The following is a 20170-nucleotide window of genomic DNA, read 5'->3' on the forward strand; positions in this document are numbered from 1 at the left end:
GTTAACAAGCACACTACAAGGTTCTTCATTTGATTAGGACTTTGCATTTTCTAATATGGCACTTTTTGAATCAGGTTTTAAAAAGCTAGAATGATCTAAATTGGAATCCGATAAATTGGTACCAATAAGAGAAGAATTATCAAAAATAGTATGGCGTAAATCAGCTTTTTTAAGGTTTGCCTTATTTAAATTAACATTTACAAATTTCGCTCTACTCAATATTGAATTGGAGAAATCGGCATTCTCTAGATTCATATTCTTAAATTCAAAGCAAGAATAATTTACATCAAACTTTTCACCCTGTAATATCTTTTCTTGCAAATTCTCAATTGAAGTTATAGCACCTTCTAAGCCAGCAAGTTTCTCCTGCCCTTCATTATCAATCAAAATCGAATGATCAAATTCACAATCTGCTAAATGAGCATCAACAACTGAGCCTTTATATATGCTAGAAGAACGAAAAGACGTACCACTGACCGTTGAATTATTGAAGTTGCTAAGAAAAAAACTGGCTTTCTTAAAGGCACTACCGCGAAGTAAAGAAGATTCAAAGTTACTTTCAACAAAATTTGAACTAGTTACTTTTAGATTAGACCAGATTGAGTTATTCGCTATTAAATTAAAAAAAGTTGAGCTTTCTATTTCACTAGAATCGATGCTATTGTGAAAAAGTCTACTATTATAAACCTGAGAGTCTCTTATTTTTACCCTATACATCGAAGTTGAGGAAAGGTCTGTACTTTCTATCTTCGCAGAGGTAAATAACGAATGGTCAAAAAACGAACCATTCATGTTAGAATGTACAACTCTAGTATTATGAAACTCTCCATGGCGAATATCAGAATCAGAAACATCAACTTGATGCAGCTCGCTAAAACTAAAACCAATATTGGATAAATCAGCATCTTGAAAACTGACTTCAGAAACATATGAATGTTTTATCTTGGAACCATTTAACATAGATTGAACAAAACTTGAATTATCACCATTTACATAGGAAACTCGAGTTTTGCTTAAATTAGCTCCACCAAAGTTGCTGTCAATTATAGCAGAAGAATCAAAGCAAACATTAGAAAGATTGCTGCCTGTGAAGTCTGATTCTTTTATTTCCGTGCCATATATATTAGCATTTTTCAATGAGGAAAATTGTATTTTTAGTTTATATGAATCCACTCCAAAAAAATTTGCATTATCAAGACTGCTTCTTTGCACAACAGTATTGTTTATTTCACTATCACTAAAACTTATATAGCCCACATTTGAGTCTGATAAGCTGGAAAAATTTATTTTTACATCTGAAAAATTAGTATGTAAACCGGTCATACTGTGCATTCTCACTTTTTTGAGGTCAGAGCTGACAAATTCAGCACAACTAACATCAGATTGATCAAGTATAATATCTGTCAAATTTGCAGAAATAAATTTTGCAAAACCCAAATTCGTACCTTTTACTTTTATACCTTGCAAATTAGCATTAGAAAAATTAGCACCACGTAAATCAGAATTAATAAAGGATACACCTGACAAGTCAGTATGAGAAAAATCAGCACCAATTAGACTCACTCCATTAAAAATAGATCCATTGAGGTACAATTTACTGAAATCTGCTCCATTTAAGTTAGAGCCAAAACCTTTTCTAAAATCCTCTTGAATACCTTTTTTGTGGCATTGCACTAGAAATTTAGCAAAGTCTTTTTTACTGTAAGACACATACTTTATCTTATGCAAAGCATCTAAAAAATCACTAACTGGATTTTTCGCATCATTTATTTCATTCCCGTAACACAAATGACCAACTAAAATTAATATCAAAAATCTAATTATTTGCTCAGTCTTCATTGCATTGTAATTCATTATCTTTTTTTGTCTTCACAGCCCAATCATACATTTGGCTTTTCTTATTATCTACTTTCTTATGTTCTAAAAGATGTGGTATCATTTCAGCAATTGCATTTATTATATCAACTTGTTCTCTTTCAATTGCTATATCAATAGGAGATTGAAAATTATTATTAACTACTTTAGGATTAGCACCTTGTAATAAGAGAAAGCGTATTATATCTATCTTACCTTGCTTAACTGCATAAATTAAAGGAGTATCTCCAAGTTTATTTCTAAATTCTAATATCTCTCGAACTGTTAATCCAAATTCTTCCAATTTATTTATTATTCCTCTTAAGCAAACCAAGTTATTCTTTTTAATACAGTAAAAAAGCTGCTTACTGTAGTCATCAATAAATATGATTGTCGGAAGATGCTCATTAAGATTATCGTATTGTCGCTTATATATTGACTTGCTTTGTGCATTTTTATGACACCATTCCTTTATTGGTTCTCTATCTAGCTTTGTCCATTTTTGTAGATTCTCCTTTTCCTCTTGTTTGCTTTCTTCATCTTTCTTAGTGATAGGTTTTTCTCGATTTTTTCCATTAAGGTCCCCAGTTACTTTTTCCACTTTTTCTTTTCCTGCCTGATCTTCTGCCTTTTCTTTTTTTTTCTTCAACAATTGACTTGCATTACTTTCCGAAGGTTTATTTTTCTCTACATCGACCTCTTTATCAACTTGTAGATCTATCTGTTGGTTATTCATATCTTCATTCAAATCAGCGCTTGAAGGCTCTTTTTTTACATCTTTTTTCACTTCCTCACTAGCAACATCCGGTAAACCTTGAGCAGATCTATCTGTACTTTTTTCCGGTGGATTATTACTAAGGTCTAGCAAATCTTTACCAATTTTCTCATCTCCGCTCACAATTTTCTCAACCGGAGGGACTTTATTTTTATCGTGTTGCAATTTTTTTTTATTGGTCGCTCCTTCGAACTTAGTATCCTGTATGCCTTCAGCGTTCAACTTATCAACGTTTGCAGAATCGTTCCTGGAAGATTTTAGTTCGTCTCCCCGTTGGGTCATGTTTTTCAGTAAATCTTGTTTCAGATTTTTCCTCATACCCACATCTTCATATACAGAACCAACTGATTCATCTACATCAAATCTTTTTTCTTTAGCCAGCAAATCTTGTTTTAGATCCTTCTTCACACCTACATTTTCATGTACAGAATCAACTGATTCATCTGCATCAGTTTTTTTTTCTTCAACTTGTTCCACAGCAAATAGGTTTAGTGATCCAAATACGACAAATAACAACGTAAAGTATAAAACACTTCTCATAAATATTCCAAGCATAGGCTTAATTAAGATAATACTATAATCAAATAATTAATCTATAGTAAAAAACGAGCATGAGGAACAAAGAGCGATTAAGAACTTTTATTTTATAGGAGCAGTATGGCCACAGGAAAATATAAGAACTCATCTGAACTCTATAGCTTCACAAAAAATCCAATAAAGTTAGGTATATTGTGTATGTCTAGATTAAGGTGAAAATAGGTTAACACAGTGAATCTTATAATGTGCTAATAACACGCGGAAGGAGAGGGATTCGAACCCTCGATACGACTTTTGATCGTATAACGGTTTAGCAAACCGCCGCCTTCAGCCGCTCAGCCACCCTTCCAAATCTTGAACTTCAAGACAAATACTCTATATAATACTAAGACTTTACAACCTGCCTAACCTTTTAATAATAGTATCTTATACTAAAAATCCTTCAAACCAGTTAATAACTATGACTTTACTATAACACAATAACTAAAATTAACATGCATTAATTTCTACTTTTAATAGCGCTCTCAACAATTTTTTTCGCTTTTTCTGCATCAACCCACTCTCCAACTGTCACTGTTTTCTCTTTCTCTAGGTCTTTATAGTGTAAAAAGAAGTGAGTAATTTTATCCAGTAGGTTTTTAGGCAAATCAGAACAGTTTTTCACATGATCATAATAGCTATCAACACTGGAAACAGGCACAGCTAATACTTTTTCATCTTTTCCCTTCTCATCCTTAGTAAGCAAAGCACCTACCGGACGCACCGATATTAAAACACCAGGCGCTAAGGGAAATTGAGTTAACACCAGAACATCTACGGGATCACCATCACCCGCACAGGTATTTGGCACAAATCCATAATTGCAAGGATAGACCATTGCAGTAGATAAAAACCTGTCAACCCGTAATAATCCGAGTTCTTTATCAAATTCATACTTTACGGGCTCAGCATTTGCACTTATTTCAATAATCACATTTACTGCATCTGATGCTATAGTTATCTTACTCAAATCCATAAATTATCTCTTAATCTTTAAGAGTAAGCATTATACAATAGACTTCTTGAATAATCTAGAAAAAAGGCAATTATTTTAAATATTGGCGTTTTTTATAACGCTGCTGCTTTTAAATTGCTTCAATTATAAATATTTAAGAAATTTATCAAGTGAAAAAAGGTAAAAGAAGCCCTGTAGTGACTAATTATCAACATTTTTCGTTGTCTATTTGACGTTTTTTAATCTCCTGAACGCTTTATAAGCGCGATTCATGATATTAGGTATAACAACCCTGCTATAGAAAAAGTTAAGAAAGAATATAATAAGGATACTCTGGAAATTAAGTACAATGCAATAAAAAATACACAACCCCAGATTTTGGCTTTCAATAGTCTTTAAATTATGAAACAGCTTTATTATTGATAATAATAAAGCTGGCAAAATGCGTCAAGCAATTTTTTTTCGTTTCTATTGAACAACAGTTATTATACGCTAGCGCGTTGCCAAAAACTATACAAAAGGTCTAATATATACTTTCGAGTTGCCATATTTACATAATTTCATCTTTATGAACAAAAAGCCGCCTGAAAATTAGCTAAATCAACTTAGATAAATAAATAGCAACTTTGCAGCCTGTTTTTACAAACGAAGATAAAATATTATAGCCAAGCGCACTTTCAGCGTTGTGTTCAATTGCAATATCTCTGTGTTCTAGCTCCTCATTGCAAAATTTACTTATTATTTCTTTTAATTCCCCATCTTCTAAATATGAAACCTGTTCTCTGTAGTGCTCTCCGATCACCTCCTCAACTGCAGCGGTGCAAGCCATAGCAGCTTTTTTGCCCATAATTGCAGTGATAACACCAAGTGACACTCCTAATACATACCAAACTGGCAATAAAACAGTAGGGCGAACTTTTTGCTCTTTAATTTTTCCGTTAAAATAGTGAAAATGTTTCTTTTCCTGCCCTTCCATTTCGATTATTTTATTGATTATAGAAGATTTCTTAAGAATAAATTTTTGACCGTAATAAATGCAAATAGCACCATATTCCCCAGCATGGTTTACTCTAATTGTTTGATGCAAGAACTTACTGTTGCTATACCTTAAGCTGTTCAGATTTCTTTCCTTCTCCACAATAAATTTTACCTGATAAGAACAGAGCTGCTATAAGATAAATAAGGTTCCATGTTGCTAGGGAAACACCTAAGATATAACGAGGCCTGTCACAAAATGGAGAGTAATCAGGGTTTAATAGATTATGTCTCAGCTCTTCTACGCTAGCGTTACTACTTGCTTGCTCCGCGCAGCCTAAAACATCATGAAATAAGTGGAATTCAAGACCTACATGATAAAAAGATATTACTGCACCTATAAGATAGCTGCAAAACATTGCATAAATTAGAACCTTGTTATTTTTGAGCATATAAACCACTGTAAGTAATCCTGCAACATAATAAATTATCCGCTCGTACATACATAACTTACATGGTAGCATATTGAAAAAATACTCTAGTACGTATGCAAAAACTAGAGCAATAGCACTTGATAATAAAAAGATTGCAGAAACTCTAGAGTTATTACACATAACTTTAAGTGAATTATTATACATACCTCTGAAAGTATAAAGCAGAATTTCATTTTACATAGGGATTTTTATTCTTTTTTAAAAGAAGCCTAACAGGTATACCATCTATAAAGAAATTCTTCCTGAGATCATTAGTTAAATAGCGTTTATAACTCTCATCAACACCTTCAGGCACATTACATGTTAAAGAAAAAGCCGGAGGTTTAGTACCAATTTGAGCAATATATTTCATCCTAATTGCTCTACCTTTTACAAACGGATGAGGATGCCTACCTAAAGCATCAACTAGCCACTTATTCACTTTTGCAGTGCTGATTTTCTTATTCAAGAATTCGTTCACTTCAAGACACTTGTCTATTACATCACTGCAACGAATGCCTTTCAGTGCAGAAATCGTTACAGTTGGCACTTCCAAGAACAACCTAGTTATCTCCTGTTGTCTTACAAATTTTATCAACCTGCTTCTATCATCTTTATTTATTAAGTCCCACTTATTTAAAACAATGATAATCCCCTTCCCTCCTTTGATTGCAGCTTCACCAATTGATAAATCCTGCTGCTTAATGCCAAGTAGAGAGTCTAGCATCAAAACCACCACATGAGAGCGCTTTATTGATTCCATACTTTTTTTAACAAACTTTAATTCTAGATTATCTATAAGATTTGCCCTTCTGCGAATTCCCGCAGTATCGATGAGAGTAATAAGTTTTCCATTATGATTGTATGTAATATCTACGGAGTCACGCGTGGTGCCAGGTTCTGAACTTGTTATTAGCCTATTTTCTGAAAGTAAACTGTTTAAAAAAGTCGACTTTCCAACATTTGGACGGCCAATTATTGCAACCCTAAGCCTATTAGGTTGATTAGATTGATTTTCAGCATGTAACGTTGAAATCTGCTCATTTTTTTCCTGGATCCCAGTTCCAGCTACTTTGATGACAGGCAAGGGTTTTGGAATAACAGAGGAGAAATTTGTAGAAGAATCAATAACGCCAGCCAATGCATTGTAAAGATCAACCATGCCAAGATTATGTTCAGCTGAGATGTATACTGGGCCTATGAAATCAAAAAACTGCAGGTAATCAATATTTTCAGATTTATAACTCTCACATTTGTTTGCTATAAGTATCACAGACTTATTTGTCCTTCTTTTTAACCATTTTGCAAATTCTTTGTTTTGCTCATTTTGCACTTTTGCATCAACAAGAAAGAAAATTATATCTGCACTAAATAAAGAAAATTCTATCTGTTCAACAATCTGAAGGAAGAAATTAGTTTGATCATTCCACCCCCCTGTATCTATAATTTTAAGCTCCAAATCACTAATTCTTCCGACTCCTTCTTGTCTATCCCTTGTTATCCCTGGAATGTTACTAACTACTGCTGCTTTTCTTCCCAATATCCTATTAAATAAGGTTGATTTGCCAGCATTTGGCAGGCCTACTATAGCGATTTTTAACATAGTTTAAAAGCATGTCCTGTATGAAGTAAATTATAACTGAAACTTTTCAACTTAACTATTGACTTTGTAAGATTACATCAATATCCTAAAATTAAGGTATTTTATTTTAACTTTATTATGTAAAGTAGGGGGTGGTTATGTCAGTGTTAGAGAAAATAGAAAGTGCAAGTAGTGAAAGATCAAAACAACTAGGATATTCAGAAGAAATGGGGAATTTGCAATCAAGCAAGACAATTTATGGACATGTTAATGAACATATGGAAGAAAATATTTCAAATACGCTGCGTGAAATATATAATGCTCTTATCTTATATAATGAATCGGAAAACTTACCTAATGATGTAGCCATAGAAAATATGGCAAAGGAATTTCGAAAATCTATAAAAGATGCAAAAAAGAACAAGATCATGTTTAGCGTGCCATGTCATATTGATGTATTTCGAGAAGGAGAAAAGTTATCAGTAATAGATTATTTAATGCTGGTTTTACAACATCTTATGGAAAGCGATGCCAATGTTACTGAGACTGGAAAAAGCAAACTACGGCCTTTTTGGTTAGAAATGTCTGATCTAGTTTCAAAAGGTAACGATATAAGCACAAGAGTCTCGAAAATACTACCAAGCGATATACTGCAAAAGCGTGAAGATTACTTATCAAATCTAAAACAGATTGTACGTGGCGGCATTGAAAAAAACAAAGAAAAAGATGTGATAAAAGGTGTTACGGTAGAAAGAGATAATGGATTTTATTATGTAAGATGTCCAGAAGAAAGTGTTGTGGTTCCTGCAAAGTTTCTGAACAATCCAGAATTTCAAGGTTTAGATGGAGCATTAAAGATTGGGAAAAGAGATAATATAATCCGAATACAAAACGGGCAATATTGTGATATGAAGGGCGTACTTCAGATGACTTTCCCAGTAGGTGAGAAAAAAATTGAAATGATTTTATCTTCTGAAAATACCTCAGGCTTTGGCAAAATAATGGTGTATATAGATGACAAAAATTGTGAAATTTTTTCAAAATATTGTGAAGAATTAGCAAAAGAACCTCGTATAAGCAAGGTTATTGAGGCTGCCAAAGGTTTCGTGCAAGCAAAAAAGAGTGAAGTTAGCCCACCTTCCTTTGCTTTAGAAAAAGTCAGTGAATCACAGCATTCTCAGAGCAATGGACAGGAGTTACCAGGAAATTAACCATTACTATATATACACTGTTGCATACAGCAAAGGTGTATGTGTATAGTTAATGGAGTTTATAAGCTTAATAAGGTTTACAATCAATTTGAAAGCTGTTCTACCACATGCAAGACTTTAAAGCACTGGAAAACTTACAGACCAAAACGTTAGAAGCTGAAAAAGGGGGTGGTCTTGATAGGATTAACAAACAACACGAAAAAGGGAAATTAACTGCTAGAGAAAGGCTTAGTATATTGCTCGACGAAAATTCGTTTGAAGAATACGATAAATTTGTAAAGCGTCATGTAACTGATTTTGGTATGCAAAACGCCAGTTTTTTAGGTGATGGTGTTGTAATTGGCCATGGTACTATTTATGGCAGAAAAGTTTTTGTTTATTCTCAGGATTTCACTGTTTTTGGTGGGTCACTCGGTGCGTCACATGCAAAAAAAATATGTAAAATTATAGATATGGCAATTAATGTAAGAGTTCCCATTATTGGACTAAATGACTCTGGTGGGGCCAGAATTCAGGAAGGAGTAAATTCTCTCGCTGGTTACGGAGAACTCTTTCAAAGAAATGTAAATGCATCAGGCGTGATACCACAAATTTCCTTAATTATGGGTCCATGCGCTGGTGGTGCAGTTTATTCCCCAGCATTGACTGATTTTACCTTCATGGTAAAAAACAGTTCATATATGTTTATAACCGGACCAGATGTAGTAAAAAAAGTTACCTACGAAGACGTAAATCACGAAGATCTCGGCGGAGCAAAAATTCACACAAGTAAGACAGGAGTGGTAGATTTTGCGTTTAATAATGATGTTGAAATGTTGCTAAAAATACGTGAATTCTTTACCTTTCTACCAGCAAATAATCAAGAATTACCGAAATCTGTACCAATCTGTGATGATGTTGATGACATTAATGAATCTTTAAATACCCTCATTCCTCACAATCCTAATACCCCTTATGATATGCATGAACTCATTGAAAAAGTTTGTGATGAAAGGAATTTTTTTGAACTAAAACCTGATTTTGCTCGTAATATTATAATTGGGTTCGGTAGAATTAAAGGAAATACTGTTGGCATTGTTGCAAATCAACCTATGTATCTTGCAGGATGTTTGGATATTGATTCTTCAAGAAAAGCTGCAAGATTTGTAAGGTTTTGTGACGCATTTAACATTCCTATTACTACACTTATTGATGTTCCAGGATTTCTACCAGGTACAAATCAAGAATACAATAATATAATACAACACGGAGCAAAGCTGCTTTATGCCTATGCTGAAGCGACTGTACCAAAGATTAGCCTTATTACCAGAAAAGCGTATGGTGGTGCATACATTGTGATGAATTCTAAACATCTAAAAGGCGATATAAATTATGCTTGGCCAACTGCTGAAATAGCTGTGATGGGCCCAGAAAGTGCAGTTGAAATTATATTTCGGCATGAAAAAGATCAACAAACTTTAATTAAAGAATATAAAGAAAAATTTGCTAATCCATTTTTTGCTGCATCACACGGGTATATCGATGACATAATAGTGCCAAGTAAAACGAGGTATCATCTTTACAAAGCATTAGAGCTACTAAAAAACAAAAAAATAGAAAGAATATGGAAAAAGCATGATAACTTACCTCTGTAACTCTTTTTCAAGTTTTTATTATGGAGCATGCAATACTATAAATACAATCAGCATGCCGTTACCAAGATTCGAACTTGGGACCTCATCATTACCAATGATGTACTCTACCACCTGAGCTATAACGGCAGAATTTATATACAATGATAATGAATAATATAAAAAAGAATAAAGAAAAAAAAGAGGGGAGAAAAAGGTTAGTAAAAGCTCTAAAGCAAAATATTGTAAAAAGAAAAAAACAGCAGCAGGGTAGGCAAGATGCCAGAGCTCCCAGAAGTGGAAATAATCTCTAATTTTCTGTTTGATAAGATTAAAAACAAGCAAATAAGCGGTGTTACAGTTAACAATTGGAATTTGCGTGTACCAATTACACAAAATATCGATGATGTAATAAAGGGTAAAGTAATAAATAATATCAAGCGTAGAGGCAAATATATAATTTGGCACATAGACAATGATATAGTTGTCACCGTACACCTTGGCATGAGTGGAAAGCTCATATATGCTAAAGGCGAGCAAGCACAGAATAAACATGACCATGTGATATTTTCATTTTCTGACAATACTTCAATAATTTTTAATGATCCAAGAAAATTTGGATTAGTCATTATTTTAAATAAAGAACAAGAAGTAAATTTTTTTAATGATTTTGGAATAGAGCCCTTCACAGATGAATTTAATGGAGATTATTTACAGAAGCTACTGAAGAGCAAAAAGGTCAATATCAAGTCAGCATTAATGAATAATAAATTAATAGTTGGTATAGGCAACATATACGCTTCTGAGAGTCTGTTTAGAGCTCGCATATCACCATTAAGATCAGCACAAGATTTGACGTATAAAGAGTGCGAAAAACTTGCTACTGAAATAAAAAATACTCTGAGTGATGCAATCATAGCTGGTGGGTCGACGTTAAAAGATTATGCACAGCCATCTGGATCTGTTGGATACTTTCAAAATAGTTTTTATGTATATGGTAAAGTTCAAAAACCTTGCAAAATTTGCAATAATACTATAACACTTATACGACAAAATGGTCGCAGCACTTATTTTTGCAATGCATGTCAGAACTAAGACTTCACTTTGGGTATGATGTTTTTGCCTGAAAAAGATCCGTTTGATTTGTTTTCAAAATGGTATAAAGTAGTACTTAATTCTCCATATAAACAACCAACTGCAATGATACTAGCAACTTGTAGCAAAGACTGCACTCCATCTGCAAGGGTAGTATTGCTAAAGGAATATAGCGAAGAAGGTTTTGTATTCTTTACTCATTGTAAATAGTAGAAAAGGGAAAGAATTGACCAAGAACTCCAAGGCTGCACTAGTATTTCACTGGATAGAGTTTTTTAGGCAAGTACAAATTGAAGGAGGGGTTAAGCTTCTAGGCAGTGAAAGAGCTGATCAATATTTCTCATCTCGAGCACGCAATAGTCAATTTAGTGCATGGTGTTCAAAACAATCGACGTTTTGAAAAATTGGCAAGACTTCGAGCAAGTTATCGGACTGAAGAAGAAAGAATTTTACAATACACAAGTTCCTCGTCCTGATTTTTGGGTAAGATTCTCCATAATTCCAAAAATAATTGAATTCTGGCAAGAAGGTAAGCACAGAAGACATACTAAGTTTAGGTACACTTTCTTTAAGAGAAAAAACTGGAAAATAGAGCAGTTGTATCCTTAAGTTATGTCATTTAAGATAAGTTCTTGAGTAGATCAGGCAAATTTTTCTGCACATCTCCCACCATTAATATATCACCATTTCCAAGATGTTTTGGCTGTATAAGATTCATTACAATTATCTTCCCTTAGGGTTGTGCTTTTATATAAAGCAAGAAACCCAAATTCATCACTATTTAGCCCAGCTGTAATGATAAAATCAACTTCTTTAATATACTGACCTCTCATATTTTCCTTTAACCAAGAAAAATCCATTTTATCTGCTATATTAGCATAGCATAAAAGTTCCATACCTGAACTCTGGTGAAGTAAGTCAGGGTTCTCAGTTAAGAGTTGCCAATTTTTTAGTAGAACTATATTTCTCACTGTATAATGAGCCGTAGTTGGTTTACCATACAAACAGCCTTCGTTAAAGTCACTTATGGTTTTGATAACCTTATCTGGTTGTACTAGTATCTTACGTATAAATTTGATTATATATTGAGACACATCAACATCACTACTTAGATTATGCAGTAATCTCAGTCGTGACACAAGATTCTGAATTAAAACAGGTAGTCCACTTCATTTCACTTAGAATAGTCTGAACAATTGTTTTATCGATAATTTCTTCAGAAATTTTGGTGGTGCTTTTGCAATAAGATATTTTTTGCATAGCCCAAGTTTGTAGTGCAGATTATAAATAACAATATAAGTAAATGCACCTTTTTTATGTTCAAAATTTTAGTCTTTTTTTAGTATTTAAATCCTGTATACCACCTCAAACATCACTTTTTCGAGATGCAGGTAAAAGTTGCGGAGGTAGGATTTGAACCTACGACCTTCAGGTTATGAGCCTGATGAGCTACCGAACTGCTCCACCCCGCATCGTTGTTTATTTAGTTATTATATATGAATAATAGGAAATAAAAGAATAAAATTACACTCGGTGTATATTTTGCGTATTTGTTAACTTTCCTTGACATAATAGTTAGTTATATACGTAACAGCTTACGCAATGAAAAATATAACTCAATACTGTAGTTTCCTGTTTTTCAGTGTGTGGGAACTTTAATTTACTTCTCTTAAAACTTTGAATCCAGCTTTGTTATACCTATTTTTCTTGCGCTTTTACCTACATTAATTTTGATTGCAACACTGCATAAAAGATATGCAATATTATATACTGCTTTAATTGCAGTGCTCATAGGATTTACAGTCAGCAAGTTAAGAACAGTTTTATAGTAGTTGATACTCAACATTCTTATGAAAGAGAGGTACGTAAAAAATATCGTTGCCACAGCGAAGGATGTTAATGACAGGGAGCTCATATAAACAATTTTGCTTTATGAAAAAAAAACACTAAGTTCAAGTTGAATAACATAAGAATATCAGTTAGAACTAAAGTGGAAGAAAGCATTAAAATAGGTCGATCAGGTAAAATTATCAGCAAAGCTTTTTCCTCCAAATTGCACCTTCAGAGTATGCATATGGTTTTGTAAGAGTAGCATATCATAAGAAAATAAGTGCAACAGGTTTTGCAACAAGTAAAATAGCTCTAGTACAAAAAAGCTAAAGCAAGGAAATTTCAAGAGCATATAGAATCTTTCGCCAATACATTTACGAAAACCCGAAGCAAAATACTTAAAGAACCACATGCAGACATAGTCTCTGCATTAATAATTGGTAAAAAAGATGGAATAGAACAAAAAACTATGAATAGCAATATAAGAATTCAGATATAGCACATTTGTTCGCTATACCTGGTCTATATTTATCACATTCGTTGATGGTCTATTTTTATAGTATTCTGTAATTTATTTGCAATATCTGAGATTTTGACTCTTAAGTACAATACTAAGAAAATATCTTCATTTCTTACCATTTTGCTAACCACGTTTTATTTATTAATCACTGGTATGCAAATTTCCGCTTAGCGTGCATACATTATGGTAATTTTAGTACTTGTTGCAATAATGATAGATAGAAAATATCGAGGGTTAATAGTAATTGCGTTTGCTGCTTCAGTGATACTCATAATAGAACCAGAAGCAATTTTAGAGCCTGGTTTTCAGATATCGTTTTCTGCTGTTTTGGTGCTGGTTACCAGTTATCAGATTAATGCCAACAATATTCAAAATAAAAATAATGAAATATTTTGTGTCAATAATGATTAGCTCAGTAATAGCAAGCTTAGCAACTGTTCTTTACACAATATACAATTTCAACTATTTTTCAATCAGTGGCATTATTACAAATTTAATTGCTATACCAATAGCCACATTGATCATTATTCCATTTGGAATAATTTATGTTTTATCAACTCCTTTAAGTATTGAGTGAATTATAGCGCCACTTATAGAGCGTCCTATTGTATAGCGTTTTGTATATAACAAAAGTAATCGTTAGCCTTCAATATTTAGTTATTCCTATTCGTGTTTTTCCTGCATCATCAATTTTCATCATAATATTTGGATTATTATGGCCGTGCTTATGGGAAAGGAATTGGCGTTTCTTTGGAGTTTTCTTTATTGTGCTGAGTATTTTCTCTAGTGCTATACATAGAACTCCTAACATCTTAGTCAGTTCTGATAATGTTGCAGTAAAGGAGAGCAACAACTTACTATATTCTCTTACCAGAAAAAGCAGAAACTTTGTTGTTAAAACTTGGGCAAAGCAAAATGGGCAGAATTAAATTTTGAATCATACCAAATATAACAATCCAGACAAAAGATTAAAATGCTATAATTATAGTTATATATAACAAGGGAAACGATAAATCAGTGCTGCTAGCTTATAAAAAAAGAAGATATGTTAGAAAATTGTAACAATGTTGGTCTAATAGTTCAATTAAGCAAATTTGACCACCCAGCTTGTAACACTCAAATTATTAAACATGCTGACCTAAGAAACATATAGCACACATTCAATTTAGTTAACAAATTACAACATAAAGATTAATAAAGTGCGTTCTAACCGTGGCCTCGGCATGTGCATTTGAGCCAAAAAGCTCGTTTTTGAAGTGTGCTTCATATACAATTAACCAAATTGAAGTATAAGAAAATTCATGGGTCCAGGCACTACAGAAAGTTTTTTTATCTCAAAGTAGATCACGATATAGCTCAGTTAATGAAGTAGGTTAGTTGCCACAAGATAAAACCTTAAATATCAATAGTGCTGAGAAAAATTAAGATTAGATACCTATATAGCTGAAAAACGCAATATATCATGCAGTAAAGCTCAAAGACTGATACAAAATAAGTAAGTAAAATTACTTAGCGTGCCCATAATTAATAACGATCACGTAGTAAAACTAGGTGAGGAGTATGTAATGCATCTTACTTTTCAACAACAAATCTACATTAATTGAGCCTAATCACAACATAAAACTTGATATCATCTACAAAAATGAGGACATTATAGTTCTCAACAAATAAAGTAGACTAACCGTTCACTCAGGGCTGGAACAAACAATGACACGCTCTTAAATACAATTATCGGCATCTTAGTAAAATCCTATATATTCACATAAGGCCAGGAATTGTTCATAGGTTCGATAAAGATACCAGTAGTGGACTAATGGTAATTGCAAAAAATGAGAAAATCCATGGTTTTCTGTCTGAAATATTATTAAATCGTGAAATAAAGCGCGAATATTGAGCAGTAGTTTGGGGAATATTACTTTTTAACCTGGAAACTATAAAAACCAATATTGCTCCCAACTTGGTAAACAAAGAAATGATGTACGTAACAAAAACAATTGGAAGTTAGCAGTCACCCATTACTCAGTGTAGAAAGTTATAGGGCAAGCAAGCCTAGTTGGATGTGTTTTAGAAACAGATAGAACACACCAAATCGAGTATACATGAGTCACATAGGACATTCCATTATCGGTAAACAAGTTTACGGAAAAAATAGTAGCAAAAGTGTAAAAATACGCCAAAGGCTCCGACTTTATCCGCAAATTCAATGGACAAGCATACATATCTATAAACTAGGTTTATATCATCCAAAAAGTAAAAAATATGTAGAATTTAAATCTGACTTACCAAAAGACATGAGAATTTTAATTGGCGAGTTTGAAGAAATGACAAATAAGTAGTACATAAGAGTCGATGCCTTAACAGTTGCAGTTTATGTCTCTCAATGATAAAATGAGGATTAGTATATAGTTTTAATATCATGATTAGTTTACTGCTTGTTGTACTGTTGTTTTTTTGTGGTGATGACGCATTTGCAAAACAGGAACCACGTTCAATAGCTGCAGATAGTCACATAAAGGTAATAAACTATAATCCACAGGCTATACATAAGTACACTGGTTTTTATGGTTACCAATCCAGTATATTATTTGAACCAGGTGAGACAATACAAAACCTTTCAATGGGTGATCCAACTGGTTGGCAGCTTGTTCCTCAAGGTAACAGGTTGTTTATCAAGCCTATAGATGATATTGCTGACACTAACGCAACTGTAATTACTAATAAAAGAGTCTATTACTTTGAACTTCATGCTGAAGAAGCAACCGGATTGGATGATCCAAGATTAGCATATGAAGTAAGATTTCTTTATCCACTATTTAGCAGTGATGAAATTTACACAACCAACAATGGTGATATCCTTGAACAAGCTAACCCCACCACTATTCCCGATATAAATGATATTGAAGTTGTAAAGAAGGGCATAAATTTTAATTATTCCATCTCACATGTTAAGGGCAGCCAGTCAATAATACCAACTAAAGCCTTCGATGATGGGAGATTTACATATCTGCAATTCAATAAGGTAAATTCTGATTTTCCGGCAGTTTTTATGGTTGATTCTGCAGGGTACGAGTCTCTAGTAAATTTTCGTACAGTCGATGATTACCTTATAATTGAAAGAGTAGGCTCGGTGTTTACCTTAAGAAACGGATCAAGTACAGTCTGTTTATTTAACGAAAACATGCCTTTTGCAAAGGGTAAGCGATAATATAAACTCAAAGTCACATCTATTCAGCAAAGTGGCAAAATAAATGGTGTCACAAGGAAAATAATAAAAGTACATATCGCAGTGATAACTGGTGGTAAAATTAGAAAAACAGGTATTTTTTTAATAAAAAAATTCTTGGAAGATTTTGAGAAAAAAGCGTTGTAAATTATTGGCAAAAAGTACATAGCATTGAGTACAGTGCCTACAGTTAATACTAGAGTGACAAATACAGAAAGCGCTATATTGCCAGAGTTAAAAACAGCTTGAAAAATGAGAAACTTACCCCAGAAAGTTGAAGCAGGTGGCACTCCTATCATAGATAACGCACCTATAGCAAATGCTACCATGGTAACTGGCATACTTCGTCCTATGCCGTGAATTCTATCTATATATTTTTCACCTGTTTTCGTTATTATACTGCCTGCAATGAAAAATAAAGTGATTTTTGCAAATGCGTGACAAACTAATTGGAAAATTGCAACTCTTGCACTGAGGTCGCTAAAAATTGAAGCAAATAGTATAATATATGACAACTGAGAAACAGTAGAGTAAGCAAGCAATCTTTTTAATTCTTTCTGCTTTAACGCAATAAGTGAAGCAGCAATGATGGTAAATCCTGCAGCATATGGAAGCCACCCTCCAGCAAACCAATTTTGTTGTGCAAAGCGCTGCAAATTATCGATACCGAAAGTGTATAATATGACTTTTACGATAATAAAAGCCCCAGATTTTACAACAGCAACAGCATGTAGCAATGCACTTACAGGAGTTGGTGCAACCATCGCTCTTGGTAACCAAAAATGCATTGGCATTAATGCAGCTTTGCCTAAGCCATAAATTAGCATAGTGAAACACACTGCAGTAAAAGTAACGAGTGAGGTATCAAATTCAAATATTCCACTGCTCACAAAGTCTAAAGTATGAAATTCATTATACAAGAGACCAAGAACTGGAAAAAACAGTACTAAGGAAGAAAAAAACAACACACCAAAATAATAACGTCCAGCTATCGTTGACTCATTTGTTGCGTTATAGGTAACAAGAGGGTAAGTACTGATAGTCAAAAGTTCATAAAAAACAAACGTAGTAAGCAAATCGCCGGAAAAAGCAATAAACATTGTACAGCTGATCGATACCAAAAGAAAGCATAGGAAATCTGAGTAATTACTATCAGGATAGTTGTTCTGCATATAATATATTGTGTATATACTGGTTAATATCCATAAAAATGATATTAATAAACTAAACACTACTCCAGTAGACTCTAGCTTTAAACTAACATGCAAATTGTTGCCAAAATTTATGAGGATAAACTGAGAATGATCGCCATATGCCCAATATAAAGTGCATAGACATGTATATACAAATAGAAGCACAGAAGAAGCAACAGTAATGCCATTACTTACCGTAGGCCATTTACCAGTAAAAAGAATAACTACTGCGCTTAAAAGCGGAACCAGTGCAGTAATTAACAAATAATTTTCAGTAATAAAAAATGGTAAGGAAAGAGATGCTAAAATATAGTCCACCAAATAATTCATCTTTTTAATTAGGTAAAGTTAGAATTATACTTAAATCACAGAAAACTGCTATGTTTTTATACTTCATAGTCAACTAACTATACTTCACCAACCCAATTACTTTTCTCCTGATCCAGCCTATCATCTAATATTGCTTGTCTTATCGACTTCATCAATTTATTCATAAAGAAAACATTGTGAATGGTAATGAGAGTATAGGCTAGCAGTTCTTTAGTTTTCAATAAATGATGTATATAAGCTCTCGAATATTTTCTGCAGGTAAAACATAAACAATCACCCTCAATTGGATTACCGTCTAGTTCAAATTGTTGATTTCGCAAATTAATATGCTCTTTGTACCTTGAAGAAATGGTATTTCTATTTTTCACTTTAATAAGTGCACCACCATGTCTTGCCAAGCGGGTTGGATGTACGCAATCAAATGTATCAATTCCAGCCTCTACTGCATAAAAAATATCCACAATTCTACCAATACCAAGTAAATGAGTAGGCCTATCTTTTTTTAAGTGCTCCATAGTAAAGGAAACTACATCATACATCTGTTCTTTACTTCGACCAAGCGATCCACCTATTGCTTGACCAAAAAATGGTAAATTATTAATAAAATAACAGCTTTCTCTACGCAAATCTCGGTATACTCCGCCTTGGCTAATTCCATACAGCGCTTGTTTGCCATTATCATCTTTTCCAAATTCATTCAAAGAACGCTCAGCCCACTTGTGACTCATGAGCATTGATCTTCTTGTGTATTCTTTGCTGACGTGAAACGGAGTGCATTCATCTAAAACTAGAATTAAGTCTGCACCTAATTTCTGCTGAATTTGTATAGATCTCTCAGGAGTTAAACAGTAAGCTTTACCATTAATGTAAGAACGAAAAATTGCCCCATCCTCATCAATTTTAATCAGAGTTTTTTGTTTTTTTCTTATTCCCTTTATCTCTTCCGAAACTGACCCGTGTCCCAAACTAAATATCTGGTATCCACCTGAGTCAGTTAGCATTGGCCCATTCCATCCCATCATCTTGCGCAGACCACCAAGTTTTGCAACAGTATTCTCCCCTGGTTGGAGCATTAGATGATAGGTGTTAGAAAGTATTATTTGAGTACCTGCTTCACTGATCCTTTCGATATCCGCAGCTTTAATTGCAGCTCTTGTTGCACAAAATATAAATGCTGGTGTTTCTATGTTTCCACTCGGAGTTTTAATTGTTCCAGCTCTTGCAGAATTTGATTGTTTAATTATCTTGAATGCAAAGTCTCCTCTCATCTATTTATTAGAAAGTTCTGCTATAATGCTTTCTACTTTTTCAGGAGTAAGATTTTCATAAAAATCATTATTGATCTGCACAACAGGAGCATTGACACACGCACCAAAGCACTCAACTTCTTTTAAAGTGAACAGATTGTCCTTAGTAGTTTCACCTATGTTAATTCCAAGTTTCTTTTTAAAGGTATTTAAAATTTCTTCACTACTGCATAACCAGCAGGGAGTTGTCCTACAAACTCGTATCAGATATTTACCCACTGGTTTTAAATTATACATGGTATAAAAATTTGCCACTTCATATACACGAATATGTGGAATATGCAGCATGTCAGCAACGTAGCACATAGCGGGTTCAGGAACCCATCCACATTGCTCTTGAACAAGATATAGTAAAGGCATAACAGCACTCCCTTCTTTGCCTTTTGGGTACACCTCTATAAATTTTTTTGCTTTTTTGAGATTTTCTGATGTAAAACTAAACTGCTCTTCTTTTCCTTTCATCTGTAAAGCTCATGTAAATCTCAATAGATTATACTTGAAGAGCTAACAATTGCAATTGCTGATTTTTGAGAAACAGCGTTCTATAGCATCATACTATCTGCAGAGTGATATTATTTATTTACCCAGTCTGTGAACTCTTTGTTTCTACTCATTTCTTATATTTCATTTTGCAGATCATGGTAACACTTATAATCTCCTT

General features: G+C 33.4%; 15 protein-coding genes, 3 tRNA genes and 2 pseudogenes. 7 read left to right on the top strand and 13 right to left on the bottom strand.

Going from position 1 to position 20170, the window contains the following annotated elements:
- Positions 1-33: 33 nt before the first annotated feature.
- The 7 genes from WBM_RS03475 to der all read right to left on the bottom strand — a co-directional run bounded on the left by WBM_RS03475 (position 34) and on the right by der (position 7211).
- Positions 34-1854 carry a pentapeptide repeat-containing protein gene (locus tag WBM_RS03475; protein WP_011256779.1) on the bottom strand — a complete coding sequence of 607 codons (1821 nt, stop codon included), beginning with the start codon at positions 1852-1854 and terminating at the stop codon, positions 34-36.
- On the bottom strand, positions 1829-3169 hold the full coding sequence (locus tag WBM_RS03480) for an ankyrin repeat domain-containing protein (protein WP_011256780.1): 1341 nt from the start codon (positions 3167-3169) through the stop codon (positions 1829-1831). The genes WBM_RS03475 and WBM_RS03480 overlap by 26 nt, the downstream gene beginning before the upstream one ends.
- A gap of 256 nt (positions 3170-3425) precedes the next feature.
- Positions 3426-3515: transfer RNA gene (locus WBM_RS03485), tRNA-Ser, on the bottom strand.
- 150 nt (positions 3516-3665) lie between these two features.
- Complete coding sequence (gene ppa, locus WBM_RS03490) at positions 3666-4181, bottom strand: inorganic diphosphatase (RefSeq protein ID WP_011256781.1); 516 nt, start codon at positions 4179-4181, stop codon at positions 3666-3668.
- 574 nt (positions 4182-4755) lie between these two features.
- Complete coding sequence (locus tag WBM_RS03495) at positions 4756-5298, bottom strand: demethoxyubiquinone hydroxylase family protein (protein WP_050707672.1); 543 nt, start codon at positions 5296-5298, stop codon at positions 4756-4758.
- Positions 5261-5773, bottom strand: coding sequence for a disulfide bond formation protein B (locus WBM_RS03500; RefSeq protein ID WP_011256783.1), 513 nt, complete (start codon positions 5771-5773; stop codon positions 5261-5263). The genes WBM_RS03495 and WBM_RS03500 overlap by 38 nt, the downstream gene beginning before the upstream one ends.
- Before the next feature lie 25 nt (positions 5774-5798).
- A complete protein-coding gene (der, locus tag WBM_RS03505; RefSeq protein ID WP_011256784.1) occupies positions 5799-7211 on the bottom strand; it encodes a ribosome biogenesis GTPase Der in 1413 nt (470 codons plus the stop codon).
- 137 nt (positions 7212-7348) lie between these two features.
- On the opposite strand from der, the gene WBM_RS03515 reads away from it, so the two are divergent.
- Both WBM_RS03515 and WBM_RS03520 read left to right on the top strand, forming a co-directional pair.
- Positions 7349-8401 carry a hypothetical protein gene (locus WBM_RS03515; RefSeq protein ID WP_011256785.1) on the top strand — a complete coding sequence of 351 codons (1053 nt, stop codon included), beginning with the start codon at positions 7349-7351 and terminating at the stop codon, positions 8399-8401.
- Between the two features lie 107 nt (positions 8402-8508).
- Entirely contained in the window at positions 8509-10035 is a 1527-nt protein-coding gene (locus WBM_RS03520; protein WP_011256786.1) for an acyl-CoA carboxylase subunit beta, read from the top strand.
- A gap of 53 nt (positions 10036-10088) precedes the next feature.
- Here the strand turns inward: WBM_RS03520 and WBM_RS03525 are convergent.
- A tRNA-Thr gene (locus tag WBM_RS03525) sits at positions 10089-10161 on the bottom strand.
- A gap of 129 nt (positions 10162-10290) precedes the next feature.
- Here WBM_RS03525 and mutM point away from each other — a divergent pair.
- A complete protein-coding gene (gene mutM / locus WBM_RS03530) occupies positions 10291-11106 on the top strand; it encodes a bifunctional DNA-formamidopyrimidine glycosylase/DNA-(apurinic or apyrimidinic site) lyase (RefSeq protein WP_011256787.1) in 816 nt (271 codons plus the stop codon).
- Positions 11107-11121: 15 nt separating this feature from the next.
- Positions 11122-11715 (top strand): annotated as a pseudogene (gene pdxH / locus WBM_RS03535) (pyridoxamine 5'-phosphate oxidase).
- A 71-nt stretch (positions 11716-11786) separates the two neighbouring features.
- On the opposite strand, the gene WBM_RS03540 reads toward pdxH, so the two are convergent.
- Positions 11787-12245, bottom strand: coding sequence for a hypothetical protein (locus WBM_RS03540; RefSeq protein WP_011256788.1), 459 nt, complete (start codon positions 12243-12245; stop codon positions 11787-11789).
- Positions 12246-12504: 259 nt separating this feature from the next.
- Positions 12505-12578: transfer RNA gene (locus WBM_RS03545), tRNA-Met, on the bottom strand.
- 96 nt (positions 12579-12674) lie between these two features.
- On the opposite strand from WBM_RS03545, the pseudogene WBM_RS06970 reads away from it, so the two are divergent.
- The 3 genes and pseudogenes from WBM_RS06970 (at position 12675) to virB9 (ending at position 16661) form a co-directional block, all read left to right on the top strand.
- A pseudogene (locus WBM_RS06970) lies at positions 12675-14625 on the top strand (ComEC/Rec2 family competence protein).
- Positions 14626-15269: 644 nt separating this feature from the next.
- Complete coding sequence (locus tag WBM_RS06510; protein WP_233417525.1) at positions 15270-15350, top strand: hypothetical protein; 81 nt, start codon at positions 15270-15272, stop codon at positions 15348-15350.
- A 522-nt stretch (positions 15351-15872) separates the two neighbouring features.
- Positions 15873-16661, top strand: a complete 789-nt coding sequence (gene virB9 / locus WBM_RS03560) for a P-type conjugative transfer protein VirB9 (RefSeq protein ID WP_011256789.1) — start codon at positions 15873-15875, stop codon at positions 16659-16661.
- Between the two features lie 23 nt (positions 16662-16684).
- On the opposite strand, the gene WBM_RS03565 is transcribed toward virB9, so the two are convergent.
- From WBM_RS03565 to nuoE, 3 genes are all read right to left on the bottom strand, one after another.
- Positions 16685-18190 (bottom strand): proton-conducting transporter membrane subunit, encoded by a 1506-nt coding sequence (locus WBM_RS03565; protein ID WP_011256790.1) that lies wholly within the window; start codon positions 18188-18190, stop codon positions 16685-16687.
- A gap of 89 nt (positions 18191-18279) precedes the next feature.
- Complete coding sequence (gene tgt, locus WBM_RS03570) at positions 18280-19470, bottom strand: tRNA guanosine(34) transglycosylase Tgt (protein WP_011256791.1); 1191 nt, start codon at positions 19468-19470, stop codon at positions 18280-18282.
- Entirely contained in the window at positions 19471-19971 is a 501-nt protein-coding gene (gene nuoE / locus WBM_RS03575; RefSeq protein ID WP_011256792.1) for an NADH-quinone oxidoreductase subunit NuoE, read from the bottom strand. It abuts the gene before it with no gap.
- Between the last annotated feature and the right edge of the window lie 199 nt (positions 19972-20170).

Source organism: Wolbachia endosymbiont strain TRS of Brugia malayi (assembly GCF_000008385.1).
Classification (GTDB): Bacteria; Pseudomonadota; Alphaproteobacteria; order Rickettsiales; family Anaplasmataceae; genus Wolbachia.

Coding starts and splice junctions, on each gene's coding strand:
- WBM_RS03475 (WP_011256779.1), bottom strand. CDS start 1,854: ATGAATTACAATGCAATGAAGACTGAGCAAATAATTAGATTTTTGATA.
- WBM_RS03480 (WP_011256780.1), bottom strand. CDS start 3,169: ATGAGAAGTGTTTTATACTTTACGTTGTTATTTGTCGTATTTGGATCA.
- ppa (WP_011256781.1), bottom strand. CDS start 4,181: ATGGATTTGAGTAAGATAACTATAGCATCAGATGCAGTAAATGTGATT.
- WBM_RS03500 (WP_011256783.1), bottom strand. CDS start 5,773: ATGTATAATAATTCACTTAAAGTTATGTGTAATAACTCTAGAGTTTCT.
- der (WP_011256784.1), bottom strand. CDS start 7,211: ATGTTAAAAATCGCTATAGTAGGCCTGCCAAATGCTGGCAAATCAACC.
- WBM_RS03515 (WP_011256785.1), top strand. CDS start 7,349: ATGTCAGTGTTAGAGAAAATAGAAAGTGCAAGTAGTGAAAGATCAAAA.
- WBM_RS03520 (WP_011256786.1), top strand. CDS start 8,509: ATGCAAGACTTTAAAGCACTGGAAAACTTACAGACCAAAACGTTAGAA.
- mutM (WP_011256787.1), top strand. CDS start 10,291: ATGCCAGAGCTCCCAGAAGTGGAAATAATCTCTAATTTTCTGTTTGAT.
- WBM_RS06510 (WP_233417525.1), top strand. CDS start 15,270: ATGGTAATTGCAAAAAATGAGAAAATCCATGGTTTTCTGTCTGAAATA.
- virB9 (WP_011256789.1), top strand. CDS start 15,873: ATGATTAGTTTACTGCTTGTTGTACTGTTGTTTTTTTGTGGTGATGAC.
- tgt (WP_011256791.1), bottom strand. CDS start 19,470: ATGAGAGGAGACTTTGCATTCAAGATAATTAAACAATCAAATTCTGCA.
- nuoE (WP_011256792.1), bottom strand. CDS start 19,971: ATGAAAGGAAAAGAAGAGCAGTTTAGTTTTACATCAGAAAATCTCAAA.